This window comes from Sphingomonas sp. BLCC-B65, assembly GCF_028550675.1.
In the GTDB taxonomy this organism is placed as follows: Bacteria; Actinomycetota; Actinomycetes; order Actinomycetales; family Microbacteriaceae; genus Microbacterium.
This window is the reverse complement of record NZ_JAQQGL010000001.1, coordinates 292,852-305,860: the sequence shown is the minus strand read 5'-3', so window position 1 is coordinate 305,860 and position 13,009 is coordinate 292,852. Positions and strand designations below refer to the sequence as shown.

Sequence of the window (13,009 nt, the reverse complement as noted above, 5' to 3'; positions counted from 1 at the left end):
CGCGCGCCGGCCGCGCACGCCGATCACTCGGCGCGCGGTCGGCGCGGCGGGTCCATCCCCAGCAGGACCCGCGTCTTGCGCCGCTCGATCACGATGAATGTCCAGCCGAGCGCCCAGAGCGGAACCTGTGCGAGGAACGCCAACCGGAACGCATCGAGTCGGTAGGTCTCTGGCGTGCCGGCGCCCTGTAGGTCGAGGGCGATCCCAATCGCGAAGATCGCCACGAGCGCGGCGAGGAAGCCGCCGACATTCGTGATTCCCGTCGCAGTGCTCAGGCGGTGGGCGGGGTTGTGGGTGCGCGCGTGGTCGAAAGCGATCATCGAGGCGGGTCCGCCCATCGCCAGCGCCACGGCAAGTCCATAGAGCAGCCACAGCGGGGCGGGTCCGGGCCACGCGAGCACCACCGTCCACGCGACGAACTGGGTGCCCACCGCCGGGAGCACGAGTGCGCGCGAACGCAGATGGGGAATGCGCCGTGAGATGTCACCCATGATCGGACCGAGGGCCATGCCCACCACGACGTAGGTCGACAAGACGCCCGCGGCCTGCGCGAGCGTGAGTCCCTCGCCTGCGGTGAGGAACGGCGTTCCCCACAGCAGCACGAATGCCGTCCCGGCGAACGGCGTGGTGAAGTGCGACCAGAAGGCGAGGCGGGTGCCCGGGTGTGCCCACGCGGCGCGGATGCCGACGCCGGTGTCCATCGAAGAGCGCACAACACGGATCGCCCCGGTATTCGTATCGACCGAGACGTCCGCTCTCATCGCCGGCGGACGGTTGCGGATGACGGCCCACACCAGGATGCCGAAGAGCACGCAGAGCCCGGCGATGCCCCCGAAGACGATCTCCCAGCTGGTCGCGTGGAGCATCGCGGCGAGCGGCGCAAGCGCGAGGAGCTGCCCGGCTTGGCCGACGAGCCCCGTGAGCTGGCTCATCAATGGTCCGCGCTGGGCAGGAAACCAGACGGCGACAAGGCGCAGAACTCCCGGGAAGATCGCCGCATCGCCGGCGCCGAGCAGCATGCGGGCGAAGATCGCGACGCCGACGCTAGGGGAGAACGCGAGCGTCAGCTGTCCGGCCGCCATCAGGAGCATGCCGATGGTCATGATCGGACGGGCACCGTAGCGATCCAGCAGGAGGCCGATCGGAATCTGCATGCCGCCGTAGACCGCGAGCTGGACGACCGCGAACATCGACAGCGTCGCGGCATCCGCTCCGAAGCGCTGGGCGGTATCGACGCCCACGGCCGAGAGCGAGCTGCGATTGATCACCGCGAGCATGTAGGCCGCGACACCGACTCCCCAGATGATCCACGCCCGGTAGTCCGGTCCGGCTGACGCAGGGGAGGGGCGGGCCGTGGTCACCCCTCCACGCTACTCGCGCGTGAGCACGTACTCGGACCCGGATGCCGTGCGGCGAAGGAACCCGTGATCGACCAAGTGACGCCGCAGCAGGGCGACGTCGCCGTTTCGTGCGTATGCATCGAGCCGCTCGTTGACATCACGCTCGTTCATGACGGTATCGGGGGAGAAGGCGCGTTCGGATACGAACCGCAGCAGCGCGACGCGCTCAGCGGCCTGTGCGGGGTAGCGATCGATGCGGCCGTCGCTGTCGAGGAAACGTTCGGGTCCGTGCGGTCGCGGAGCGGTAGCCAGAAGGTCACGCAATGGAGTGTCGTCGAATCGGATGCCGTCGCCGTGGTCGACCACGAGACCCAGTGCGATCAGCCGCTGATGAGCCCGCTCACGCCGTCGTGGTGTCAGCGCGGCGGGCGCCGTCTCACCGAGAACCGCCCGCACATCGTCGTCACGCAAGGCTGCGATGACGGCGCGCCAGGCGTCGGGGGATGCGCTCATGGCTTCAGGGTATCTGCGCGACCCAGAGCGAATCTCTCCGCCCGGCGCCACGTGCCCAGATCCGCCTCGATAATGCGTGCGGCATGCGCAACCTTCCCACAAAGCCGGCAGCGTGGGCGAGATCTGCTCCTCCGCACGCCGCAGGGCGGCCTGAGATCCACTGTCGCTCACCGTCGCGTGCGGCATAAGCCCATCGCGCGCCATCACAAGGACCGCAGTCCGGAAACTTTGCAAGAACCGATTGAGTCATACGCCGAAAAGGCTCAGGATCAACAGATAGAAAACATCCTGGAAACCAGGGCAGGCTCCGTTAGAGGTTGAGTAGCTGACAGGTGGTGGCCCAGAGTTGTTCGGCGAGTTCCGGGTCTGTTGCATGGTCGGCTATGCCGGACTGGGCTTCGTCTGGGTTGCTTGCACGCTTGGCGATGCGGTTGTCCTCGAAGTACTTCCCTGTGATGCCTGCGATGCTCGGTGATGCTGCCAAGAGGACGGTGGTGGAGGCGCCTTCTTGTCTGCTCTTCCATCCGGTGGGGATTGCGATGGGGTTACCGTTTTGATCGTCGGCGCCCATGGCTTGGAGTTCTTCGGTGGTGTAATGGCGTTGGAGCGGGGTTCGGATCACTCCGGGGTGAAGGGCGTTGGCAGTGATGCCGTCGCCAGCCCAGTGGTGCGCGGCGGCGACGGTGAATAGCACGACTGCGGTCTTGGCCTGCGCGTATGCGGAGATCGGGTCGTAACGGCGGTGCTCGAAGTGGAGATCGTCGAAGTGCACGGGGGAGCGCAGGTGAGCTGCGGAGGATACGGCGACCACGCGGGCGTCTTTTGCCGCTGTGAGTGCGTCGTGGAGGCGCAGTGTGAGCGCGGCGTGTCCGAGGTGGTTCACGGCGAACTGCTTCTCCCATCCATCCTTCGTCACTTCTCGCTCAGGGAGGGCCATGATGCCGGCGTTGTTGATCAGGACATGGAGCGGGCCGTCCCATTCTTCAGCGAAGCGAGCGATCGAGGCTTGGTCTTCGAGGTCAAGCTGTCGCACATGGACTTTGCTGTGCGCCCCTGCGCGGGTGACTTCCTCCGCCGCCGTGTTGCCAGCGTCGAGGTTTCGCACGGCGAGGGTGATGTCAGCCCCGGCTCGTGCCAGCGTTCGTGCTGCTTCGAGTCCGAGGCCGGATGCGCCGCCGGTGATGATCATGCGTCGACCGGTGAGGTCGATACCGGCGACGACCTCTTCCGCCGTGGCCGTAGGGGGAAAGGGGGTGTTCACGATGAGGTTCCTTCTGGTCGGTGTGATCGTCGTCACGCTTTGCGTGTGGGGTCGTTGAGGGGGAAGGTGACGCCGGTGAGGTCCTCGGAGACGGCCCATAGGCGCCGGGCGGCGGCGGGGTCGCTGGCTGCAGGTGATCGGCCGACGAGTGTCGGTTCGCCGCTCGTTTCGAATCGACCGCTCGGGCCGACATAGCTCGCGCCGGGTAGATCTTGGACGGCTGCGTACAACGTGCTGCGTGCGCCGTCATCGTCGTCTTGAGCGACGAAGCGGTTGACGAAGCGGTAGAAGCCGGTGCGCAGGCGGCTGGCGTCGTGGCTCTGCAGATTCGTCGCGGCCAGCCCCGGGTGTGCGGCTACGGCACGGACGGGCGAGCCGGAATCGGCCAGCCTGCGCTGGAGCTCAAGGGTGAACAGAAGGACCGCGAGTTTGGACTGGCTGTATGCAGTCAGTGGGTTGTATTCGCCTTCGAGGTTGAGGTTTTCGAAGTGGATGACGGGACTGCCGGGCGACTTGTGCGCCCCAGAGGATAGTGAGACCACGCGGTCGGTGATCTGGGGGAGTAGCAGATTTGTCAGGGCAAAGTGTCCGAGATGGTTCGTGCCGAATTGTCGTTCGAAGCCGTCCTTGGTGCGCCCCTCAGGGACCGCCATGATGCCCGCGTTGTTGATCAAGACGTCGACCTCCCCGGTCCAGCCGGCGGCGAACGCTCGCACCGACGAGAGGTCTGCGAGGTCGAGCTGTCGGACGTCGACATGCCCGTGCATGTCGGCTGCAGCTGCCCTGCCTCTCTCGAGGTCCCGGACTGCGAGGACGACGTGTGCGCCGGCCGTTGCAAGCGCGGCGGCTGTCGCGCGTCCGAGTCCGCTGTTGCCGCCGGTCACGATGATCGTGCGGCCGTTCTGGTCGGGGATGCTAGGCGTGCTTCGGGGGTCGGAGGTTGTGCTCGCTGACATAGCCCCCAATGTATACGGTGATCACAATGTACGCAACGTTCACAATGTGAATGCCGCCCACACTCGAGTAGTGTGGGGGAATGGCTGCTCGTCCCTATCACCACGGAGACCTGCCTGCAGCCTTGCTCGCCCTCGCCGAGCAGGTGCTGCGGCGAGGCGGGGTTGCATCGCTGTCGCTCCGAGAGCTGGCTCGAGAGGCCGGAGTCAGCCCGGCGGCGCCGAGCCGCCACTTCACGTCCAAGCAGGCGCTGCTCGACGCCCTCGCGCTCAGCGGGTATGAACGACTCGCCGATGCCATCTCCGCGTCACAAGAAGACGCGGATGCCGCCTACGGGTCACGCCTCGCGGCTGCGGCGCGTGCCTATGTCGCGTTCGCCGTTGAGAACGCGGCCTTGCTGGATCTGATGTTTTCGGTCAAGCGCGAGTCCGACTTGTCCGAAGAGCAGCGAGCGGGCGTGCGACGCTGGTCCGATCAGCTTCTGGAGCTCATCGACAGTGGACAACGCGCGGGTGAAGTCCGAGAGGGATCACGAGAAGCGATTGCTCTGCCGGTCATGTCGGCCCTCCACGGGTACGCGAGCCTCGCCGCGAAAGGTCTCTTGCCCACCGAGGCGGCCGCTGGCGATCTCGATGAGCTGATCGCTTTCATTCTCCGCGGCAGTGCAGTTTGAGCCGAGTCCCGGCGAATCATGCTCGGTGAGGCAAGGAGTCCCAGCTGTCCACCCACGGATCGCGCCTGCGCCGGGGCAGCCCGTCAGAGCAGGAAAACCGTGGCCACGTCTCGTATCTCAGAGCAACATTGAAGGCCATCGGGGGAGGGTGCATCTGCAAATGCGCCCCGTACACCGGTTATGATCTGACATAATGTGCATTATCAGCAAATACCTCTACAGGCGCGACGCCGGTCGAGCGGCATCACTGCTCATCCGGCGCGAACGGGCGGATTCCGCACCGCCGAGCGACAGAACGGGCCCGATGACGCGTGCGGCGCGTCTTGGATCGCACGACCGAGCTGTCAGCGCTAACCTGAGAACATCTCCACTCACAGGAGATTTTCAGAAAGGGCTTCGCCATGACTGCTGAACCTACCCTCGAGAAGACGGCGACCAACGGCATCCGGACCGCTCTCGGTCTGGGCGGCGCGCTGTCCGTCATCCTCGGCATCGTCATTCTCGTCTGGCCAGGAAAGACCGCGATGGTCGTGACCGCGATCATCGCGATCTACGCCATCGTCGCCGGACTCGTGTACGCGGGAATGGGAATCTTCGCAACCGGAAAGGGCGGGTGGTCGCGCGTCGGTCACGTGCTCCTCGGCGTGCTCTACGTCGTCGCCGGTATCGTCGCGTTCTCCAACCTCGGCCTGGCCGCACTCTCGCTGGCCGTCTTCCTCGGCATCCTCGTCGGCATCATGTGGGTCATCGAGGGCGTCGTGGCGCTCTCGACGCTCGATCTGGCGCCCTCCCGGGGATGGACGATCTTCTACGCGATCATCTCGATCATCGCCGGTGTCACGCTGCTCTTCTCGCCGCTGTGGGGCGCCGTCGTGCTGTGGTGGCTCATCGGAATCTCCGCGGTCGTCATGGGCATCATCCAGATCGGACGCGCCTTCTCGTTCGGCAAGTGACACGACACGAAGCGCCCCGCTCGCCGTGAGGCAGCGGGGCGCTTCGTCGTGGCGGATGCCGTGACTCAGTCGGCCGGGAGGTGACGCGACCACCAGTCGAGGACCGCGTCGAATCTCTCCACGCGATGGCGAGGGCGTCCCGAGCGCGTCAGTTCGTGGTTCTCCCCCGGGAAGATGAGCATCTCGGCATCCGTCCCCTGTCGCTTCAGCGCTGCGTAGTAACGCGTCGCCTGCTCGAGGGGGCAGCGGAAGTCCAGCTCGGAGTGCAGGACGAGAGTCGGCGTGCGCACGTCGTGCACGACGGCCATCGGGCTTTGCCGTGCCATGTCCTCCGCATCGGTGCCGACGTATTCGTCTCCGAAGAACGATCCGATATCGCTGGTGCCCTGGAAACTCACTGGGTCGAGGAAGCCGCGCTCGACGATGGCACCGGCGAACCGGTGGTCGTGTGCGATGGTCCACGCGGTGAGATAGCCGCCGTAGGACCCGCCCTGGATGCCGACGCGCGCGCCGTCCAGACGAGCATCGCCGGCGACGACACCGTCGAGGAAATCGAGGACGTCCGTCATGTCGACGGTGCCCATGGCGCCGCGAATGCTCCGACCGTGCGCCCGCCCGTATCCGGCGCTCCCCCGCGGGTTGCAGTAGACGACGGCGTAGCCGGCATCGACGAGAACCTGCGTCTCATCGAACAGATGTATGCCGTACGACGCATACGGCCCGCCGTGGATCTGCAAGATCACCGGGAAGGGGCCCACCCCCGCGGGGACGGCGACCCAGCCGTGCACGGGATAACCGTCACGGGCGACGATCTCCCGTTCCTCAGGCCCCACGATGGCCCGGGCCGCGGCGGCCTCACCGAAGGTCGTCAGCGGACCGGACCCGAGCAGTGATACCTCGCCGAGACTGGACGGCGTCGCGTGGGAGAAGACGATGCGCTCCCCCGCCGCCGCGTGACCGACGACCTCGACATCGCCGTCGACCAGCACCGAGACATCCCCGGCATGCGTCACGCGCAGGAGCTCGACGCGGCCACGCGTGCGGTTCTGGACGAGGAAGTCTTCTCCGAACGGGGTGATGTGGGAGCCCACCTCGCCGAGGTCGACGGCGTCGGGGTCGGTGAGCGCGCGCGGCGCTGACGCAGACAGCGGTCCCTCGAGGACGTAGAGCGCGACGTTCGGAGCGATGAAATCGATGCCGGAATCACCCGGTCGTGACGCCAGGACGGCGATCGTGCCGTCGTCGGCGACGCCCACGTCGTCGACGGAGTAGCCCGCATCGCGAGAGAGCACCTCGATCGCGCCCGAGCCGTCGACGGCCACGGCGACCAGCGGGGTACGCAGATCGCGACGATCGTCCTCGATCTCGTCGACGACCGTCAGCAGATGAGCGCCGTCGGCCGTGAACACGACGCCGTGATGCGAAGCGGCGCCCGAGGTCAGCGCGGTCGCCTGTGCCCCGACTCGCCGTTCCTTGCCCGCCTCGCCCGCAGCCGTCGGCGCGGGCGCATAGAACGGCTCCGCACCGGTGTCGGGGGCATCGATGATGAAGAGATGCGACGGACGGTCGGCGAGGTAGCCGAGACCGTTGGCATGCCAGCGCACACCCGTGATGCGGCGCGGCGATTCCGCCTCTGCCGAGCGGCCCTCGACGGTGCCGTAGCGCCCCTGCTCGGGGACCCGAGCCGTGAACGCGATGCGTCCTGCGTCGGGCGACCACGCGAAGGAGCTCACGCCACCGCGGGCCTCGGTCGTCTGCACCGGCTCGCCACCGGATGCCGGGATCACGAAGATCTGCGGGATTCCGTCGGCGTCGGCGCGCACGAAAGCGACGTGCTGCCCGTCGGGCGCGACCTGCGGCGACGAGTCCGACACTCCGCGCGTGAGGCGCCGCGGTGCGCCGTCCGGCAGGTCGATCCGCCAGATCTGACCCACGTTGCGGTCGGCATCGAGGTCGGGACGCGAAGTGGCGAAGACGGTGAAGGATCCGTCCGGGGCGAGGCTGGGGCGCCCGACGCTGACGAGGGAGGCGATATCTGCGGCGCGCATGCTCACTCTCCGCCGAACGAGCTCACGTCTCCGACGAGACGCGTGTTGTCGGCCGGAACCGGCTCGACGGCCGCGAGGGCGACCTCCGCGGCGAACTCCGACACGTTGTACAGCTTGCCGGCCGACTCGCGGCGATCGGCGATGGCGCCCGGGTTGGCGCGCTCGAGAAGCGTGGCGGTGATCGTGCCCTCGATCATGTCACCCGACACGACGACGAAGTCGATGCCCTGTTCGGCGAGGGCGGGGATCCGCTCGCGCAGCGCGTCTTCACCGGCACGCTTGGACAAGGCGACCGGCTCGTACTCGGGCATCGTCGGTGTCGTGCGGATGAAGTGGGCCTGGTGGCTCGTGACGAAGACCACCCGAGAGCCGTCGTGCAGCAGGGGCAGCGCGGCCTCGAGGACTCCCAGCTGGGCGTCGCGGTTGAGGACGAGCGCATAGTCGGCGCCCATTCCGCTCTCCATTCCGCCCGACGCGTTGAGCACGAGCAGATCGAGAGTTCCGAACGTCTCCTTGACGGCTTCCATCATCGCCGCCACCGAACCGGCATCGGTCAGATCGGCGCCGACGACCAGCACCTCGACGCCGAGTTCCCGCAGCTCGGCAGCGAGCTTCTCGGCTCGCGGTGCCTTGTTGCGGAAGTTGATGACGACGTTCGCGCCCCCCTCGGCGAGGTAGCGAGCCGTGTCGGCACCGATGCCGCGCGAAGATCCGGTGACGAGGGCCGTCCGTCCGGCGAGCGAGCCGGCGGGGATGGGCTGGGACATGATTGCTCCTGCAAGAAGACGGATGCCGGGCGGGTGTCGCCGCAGCCCTCTCGACACTATCAACCGGTGCCACACGAACACCCGGCGGGAGGCCACCGCGTCGAGACGGGCGGGTGTTAGGGTTCGAACAAGGCCCACGAAGGGAGCGCACATGCTGCCCGATCTCACGCAGTATCTCTGGATCGCCTGGCTCGTGCTCGCCGTGGCTTTCGTGATCATCGAGCTGCTGACCCTCGAGTTCACCTTTCTCATGCTGGCCGCAGGCTCGGTCATCGGCGGCCTCGGAACGAACCTGCTCGGGGGCCCCTGGTGGCTGCAGGTGCTCCTCGCCGCCGCGGTCTCGGCATTGCTGCTGTTCACGATCCGCCCGCTGCTGCTGAAGGCGTTGCACAGATCGAGCCAGCCGCATCCGACGAACGTCGACGCGCTCTACGGCATGGCCGCGCGCGTCACGACGCCCTTTGTCGACGGGCGCGGATTCGTCCGCCTCGACAACGGAGAACTGTGGACGGCAGAGCTCGCCCCGGCGTCGCCCGCGTTCTCTGCCGGCGACCGAGTGGTGGTCACAGCGATCCGTGGTGCCACGGTCGAGGTGGCGCCACTTCCCTCCTCCCCCGCCGCCGGCTCCTCGGCGGCATCCGACTCTCCCGAAAGGAGTGCCGACTGATGGTCGACGTCGGAGCGTTCGTGGGTCAGATCTTCGTGATCGTCCTGCTCGTCGTGATCGCGATCTTCGTGATCGTGGTTCTCTTCCGATCCATTCGGATCATCCCGCAGGCCTACTCCGGTGTCGTCGAGCGCCTGGGCCGCTACCAACGCACCCTCTCCCCCGGGCTGAACCTCCTGGTGCCGTTCATCGACCGCCTGCGACCCCTCGTCGACATGCGCGAACAGGTCGTGTCCTTCCCGCCGCAGCCGGTCATCACCGAGGACAACCTCGTGGTCTCCATCGACACCGTCGTCTACTTCCAGGTCACCGACGCGCGCGCCGCGACGTACGAGATCGCAAACTACCTGTCGGCCGTCGAACAGCTCACCACGACGACGCTGCGAAACGTCGTCGGCGGGCTCAATCTCGAAGAAGCCCTCACCAGCCGCGACAACATCAACGGTCAACTGCGCGTCGTTCTCGACGAGGCCACCGGAAAGTGGGGGCTGCGGGTTTCGCGCGTCGAGCTGAAGGCGATCGATCCGCCGCACTCGATCCAGGACTCCATGGAGAAGCAGATGCGCGCCGAGCGTGACCGACGGGCCGCGATCCTCACCGCCGAAGGATCCAAGCAGTCCCAGATCCTCGAGGCCGAGGGCCGCCGGCAGGCGGAGATCCTCAAAGCCGAGGGCGACAAGCAGGCGGCGATCCTTCGCGCCGAGGGTGAGGCCGCCGCCATCGAGAACGTCTTTTCGGCGATCCACGCGGGCCGCCCCGACGACAAGCTGCTCGCCTACCAGTATCTGCAGACGCTGCCCAAGATCAGCGACAGCTCATCCAGCAAGCTGTGGATCATCCCGAGCGAGTTCACGGAGGCGATGAAGGGCCTCGGAAGCGCGTTCGCCGCACGCACGGATGCCGGAGGCGCACCCGCTTCGACCGCGACGACGGGCGCGCCTCCCACCGAGCCCTCGTGAGCCACCCGTGGTTCGCCGCCAGCGCCGCTCCGCGTGTGCTGGCTCATCGCGGCTTCGTCCCGACGGACGCCGAGGGCATTGTGGAGAACACGGTCGCCGCTTTCGCCGCCGCGCACGCGATCGGTGCGAAGTACGTGGAGTCGGACTGCCATCTGACCGCTGACGGCGTCGTGGTCTTCTTCCACGATGACGATCTGCTCCGGGTGACCGGTGATCCGCGAAAGATCGCGGCCGTGCGCCACGACGAGCTCGTGGAGATCATGGCCGACCGCGGGGGGCTCGCGAGCGCCGCCGACACGATCGAGGCGTTTCCGACGCTGCGCTTCAACATCGACGTCAAATCCCCCGATGCCGCCCTTCCGCTGGGGCGCATCGTCGCCGGTCACGCGGATCGCGTGCTGATCACGAGCTTCTCGGATGCGCGTCGGCGGCGCGCACTCGAGGCGGCGCGTCATCTCGGCGGCGAGCCGGCGACGTCCGCCGGCCGTGAGACCGTCGCAAGGCTGCTCGCCGCCGTGTCGACCGGATCGAGCGCTCTGGTCAGACGCGTACTTCGTGGGGTGGATGCCGTGCAGATCCCCGAGCGCCAGGGACCGATGCGCATCGTGACGCCACGCCTGCTGCGCCTCGTTCACGACGCCGACGTCGAGGTGCACGTCTGGACGGTCAATGACCGCCACGACATGGATCGACTGCTGGCTCTCGGCGTCGACGGTCTCGTCACCGATCGCGCCGACCTCGCACTGAACGCCACCGCCTCGCGCCCCTGATCAGGGCTGGGGATCCCCTGTGAAAGGGCGATTTGGCACGGCCGTTCGGATGAGGCACACAGGTCCGCACGTTATACCTGACACGACGAGAGGACCACACAATGGCAGATCGCAGCCTGCGCGGCATCCGACTCGGCGCCTCGAGCCTACAGAGCGAAGAAGGCGTCGTGTTCCATGAGCGCGCCAACCACACCTATGTCTGCACGCAGTGCGGACGCGAGACCGTGATGACCTTCGCGGCCGACGCCGAGCTTCCCGAGGCCTGGGAATGCCGCACCTGCGGCGCCGAGGCCGTGCTCCGCGTGGGCGACTCGGTCGTCGAGGTCGACCACTCCGGCGACAAGGCTCCCCGTACCCACTGGGACATGCTGCTGGAGCGTCGCACCGTTCCCGAGCTGGAGGAGCTGCTCGAAGAGCGCCTCTCCCTGCTGCGCGCCCGTCGCGGCGCCGCGGACGACTCGCGCCTGAGCGCCTGACGCTCACTCCCCCGCTTCGACGCCGGCCCCTTCGGGGGTCGGCGTCTTCGGCGTGCGCGCGCGACGGCGGACGATGAGACCGACCAGCGCGAGCGCCACCACACTGCCCCATCCGAGCAGGGTCTGCACGGCATCGCCGAGGAGGATGCCGGGGGTCAGCCCGGTGCGCAAGGGCACATCGGTGACCATCGCCCCCGGCTCGTCGGCGGGCAGTGCGTCGATCGTGCGACCATCGGGCCCGATGACTTGACTGGTGCCGACGGTGGACAGGTTGACGACGGCACGACCGCTCTCCACCGCGCGGATGCGGGCGAACGCGAGCTGCTGCAGGTTCTCGTCAGTACCGCGGAAGTCGGCGTTGTTCGTCTGGAACATGTAGACCTGGGCGCCGGCGAGAGCACCCTCGCGGATCACGTCGTCGTAGATCACGTCGAAGCAGATGGCGAGCCCGACCCCCACCCCGTTGACATCGAACATCGGCGTCGTCGTTCCCGGGGTGTATTCGCGCTGGATGAGGCCGATGAGATCCGGCGCGAGCATGTTGTAGAACCAGCGGTCCGGCACGTACTCACCGAACGGAACAGGGTGGCGCTTGTCGTACAGGGCGGTCGGGTTCTGAGCGCCCGCCTGCCACAGCAGCGAGGAATTGAAGTACTGCTCACCGCGCTGGGTGACCCCACTGACCAGTAAGGGTGCGCCCACACGGGCGGCCAGAGCGTCCAACGCCGTTCGGACCGACGCGTTCGACAGCGGGTCGGCGTCGATCCCGCCCTCCGGCCACAGCAGCAGATCGATGTCGCGGTCTTCGATGGGTCGCGTCGCCGCCAGCTGCGCACGGAACACGTCGTAAGCCGCATGCTGATCGAAGTAGCCGGCGGGCCCGTTGCCCTGCACCGCGCCCACGCGGATGCGGCCGGCATCCGTTGTCGGAAAGGCGGGAAGAAGAAAAAGCATGAGGACGGTGACCGCCGCAGGCAGTACGCGCAGCACTGCGAGCGGTCGACTGCCGGCCCGTCCACGGCGCGCCACCTCGATCGCCGCCGCACAGGCGAAGACGATGAGGAACGACAGACCGCTCATTCCCGTCCACGACGTGACGTGCGCGAGCGGCGAGTCCGCCTGCGTCACGGCGATGCGGGTCCAGGGAAAGCCTCCGTAGGGGAAGGTGCCCTGGAGCTCCTCCCGCGACACCCACAACCCGGCCACGAGAGCAGGCAGTGCGATGAGTCTTCCCGCGGTACCGGGGGCCCAACGAGGCATCCAGCGATACGCCCAGGCGATGGGGATCGCCATGACCGCCGTCAGCACCGACTCCAGCGCCGACAGGGCGATCCACGGCACCGGTCCGAGATAACGTGCGGTGAAGGAGAAGTTCACGAAGAACAGCCCCGCGCCGAAAAGGAGCCCGACCACGAACGCGCCTCCGGTGCGCCGTCCGACGAGCGTCAGCAGCGCCAGCGGCACAGCGACGAAGACCACCGGCCACCACGACAGAGCGGGAAACGCGAGCGTGAGCACCAACCCCGCGGCGGTCGCCACGACAGCGGCGGCCCACAGCGGAAGTAGCGGTCGCGCCGACGCGGCAGGGCGAAGTCGTTCGGACACAGATCGAGCCTAGGCGAGCAGAT

General features: G+C 67.4%; 13 protein-coding genes. 6 read left to right on the top strand and 7 right to left on the bottom strand.

Going from position 1 to position 13,009, the window contains the following annotated elements; all coding sequences use genetic code 11:
- Positions 1-23 precede the first annotated feature (23 nt).
- The 4 genes from PP359_RS01530 to PP359_RS01515 form a co-directional block, all read right to left on the bottom strand.
- Positions 24-1,361, bottom strand: coding sequence for an MFS transporter (locus tag PP359_RS01530; RefSeq protein ID WP_499249762.1), 1,338 nt, complete (start codon positions 1,359-1,361; stop codon positions 24-26).
- A gap of 9 nt (positions 1,362-1,370) precedes the next feature.
- Positions 1,371-1,853 carry a DUF2087 domain-containing protein gene (locus tag PP359_RS01525; protein WP_499249761.1) on the bottom strand — a complete coding sequence of 161 codons (483 nt, stop codon included), beginning with the start codon at positions 1,851-1,853 and terminating at the stop codon, positions 1,371-1,373.
- A gap of 310 nt (positions 1,854-2,163) precedes the next feature.
- A complete protein-coding gene (locus PP359_RS01520; protein WP_499249760.1) occupies positions 2,164-3,150 on the bottom strand; it encodes an SDR family NAD(P)-dependent oxidoreductase in 987 nt (328 codons plus the stop codon).
- Entirely contained in the window at positions 3,147-4,070 is a 924-nt protein-coding gene (locus PP359_RS01515) for an oxidoreductase (protein ID WP_499249759.1), read from the bottom strand. Before PP359_RS01515 ends, PP359_RS01520 begins: the two co-directional genes overlap by 4 nt.
- 122 nt (positions 4,071-4,192) lie before the next feature.
- On the opposite strand from PP359_RS01515, the gene PP359_RS01510 reads away from it, so the two are divergent.
- Positions 4,193-4,741, top strand: coding sequence for a TetR/AcrR family transcriptional regulator (locus PP359_RS01510; protein WP_499249758.1), 549 nt, complete (start codon positions 4,193-4,195; stop codon positions 4,739-4,741).
- Between the two features lie 401 nt (positions 4,742-5,142).
- Positions 5,143-5,694 carry an HdeD family acid-resistance protein gene (locus tag PP359_RS01505; RefSeq protein WP_036317726.1) on the top strand — a complete coding sequence of 184 codons (552 nt, stop codon included), beginning with the start codon at positions 5,143-5,145 and terminating at the stop codon, positions 5,692-5,694.
- A 65-nt stretch (positions 5,695-5,759) separates the two neighbouring features.
- Here the strand turns inward: PP359_RS01505 and PP359_RS01500 are convergent, their stop codons facing one another.
- Both PP359_RS01500 and PP359_RS01495 read right to left on the bottom strand, forming a co-directional pair.
- Positions 5,760-7,742, bottom strand: coding sequence for a S9 family peptidase (locus PP359_RS01500; RefSeq protein WP_499249757.1), 1,983 nt, complete (start codon positions 7,740-7,742; stop codon positions 5,760-5,762).
- Between the two features lie 2 nt (positions 7,743-7,744).
- Positions 7,745-8,509 carry an SDR family oxidoreductase gene (locus PP359_RS01495; protein WP_039416052.1) on the bottom strand — a complete coding sequence of 255 codons (765 nt, stop codon included), beginning with the start codon at positions 8,507-8,509 and terminating at the stop codon, positions 7,745-7,747.
- 151 nt (positions 8,510-8,660) lie between these two features.
- On the opposite strand from PP359_RS01495, the gene PP359_RS01490 reads away from it, so the two are divergent.
- From PP359_RS01490 to PP359_RS01475, 4 genes are all read left to right on the top strand, one after another.
- Positions 8,661-9,176, top strand: a complete 516-nt coding sequence (locus PP359_RS01490; protein WP_036316504.1) for an NfeD family protein — start codon at positions 8,661-8,663, stop codon at positions 9,174-9,176.
- Positions 9,176-10,135 (top strand): SPFH domain-containing protein, encoded by a 960-nt coding sequence (locus PP359_RS01485; RefSeq protein WP_112931589.1) that lies wholly within the window; start codon positions 9,176-9,178, stop codon positions 10,133-10,135. The genes PP359_RS01490 and PP359_RS01485 overlap by 1 nt, the downstream gene beginning before the upstream one ends.
- Positions 10,132-10,905: a glycerophosphodiester phosphodiesterase family protein gene (locus tag PP359_RS01480; RefSeq protein ID WP_036316508.1), complete on the top strand. Its 774-nt coding sequence runs from the start codon at positions 10,132-10,134 to the stop codon at positions 10,903-10,905. The genes PP359_RS01485 and PP359_RS01480 overlap by 4 nt, the downstream gene beginning before the upstream one ends.
- Positions 10,906-11,006: 101 nt before the next feature.
- On the top strand, positions 11,007-11,381 hold the full coding sequence (locus tag PP359_RS01475) for an RNA polymerase-binding protein RbpA (protein WP_036316509.1): 375 nt from the start codon (positions 11,007-11,009) through the stop codon (positions 11,379-11,381).
- Between the two features lie 3 nt (positions 11,382-11,384).
- Here the strand turns inward: PP359_RS01475 and lnt are convergent, their stop codons facing one another.
- Complete coding sequence (gene lnt / locus PP359_RS01470) at positions 11,385-12,986, bottom strand: apolipoprotein N-acyltransferase (protein ID WP_499249756.1); 1,602 nt, start codon at positions 12,984-12,986, stop codon at positions 11,385-11,387.
- Positions 12,987-13,009: the final 23 nt, after the last annotated feature.

Coding starts and splice junctions, on each gene's coding strand:
- PP359_RS01485 (WP_112931589.1), top strand. CDS start 9,176: ATGGTCGACGTCGGAGCGTTCGTGGGTCAGATCTTCGTGATCGTCCTG.
- PP359_RS01490 (WP_036316504.1), top strand. CDS start 8,661: ATGCTGCCCGATCTCACGCAGTATCTCTGGATCGCCTGGCTCGTGCTC.
- PP359_RS01525 (WP_499249761.1), bottom strand. CDS start 1,853: ATGAGCGCATCCCCCGACGCCTGGCGCGCCGTCATCGCAGCCTTGCGT.
- PP359_RS01495 (WP_039416052.1), bottom strand. CDS start 8,509: ATGTCCCAGCCCATCCCCGCCGGCTCGCTCGCCGGACGGACGGCCCTC.
- PP359_RS01505 (WP_036317726.1), top strand. CDS start 5,143: ATGACTGCTGAACCTACCCTCGAGAAGACGGCGACCAACGGCATCCGG.
- PP359_RS01500 (WP_499249757.1), bottom strand. CDS start 7,742: ATGCGCGCCGCAGATATCGCCTCCCTCGTCAGCGTCGGGCGCCCCAGC.
- PP359_RS01475 (WP_036316509.1), top strand. CDS start 11,007: ATGGCAGATCGCAGCCTGCGCGGCATCCGACTCGGCGCCTCGAGCCTA.
- PP359_RS01515 (WP_499249759.1), bottom strand. CDS start 4,070: ATGTCAGCGAGCACAACCTCCGACCCCCGAAGCACGCCTAGCATCCCC.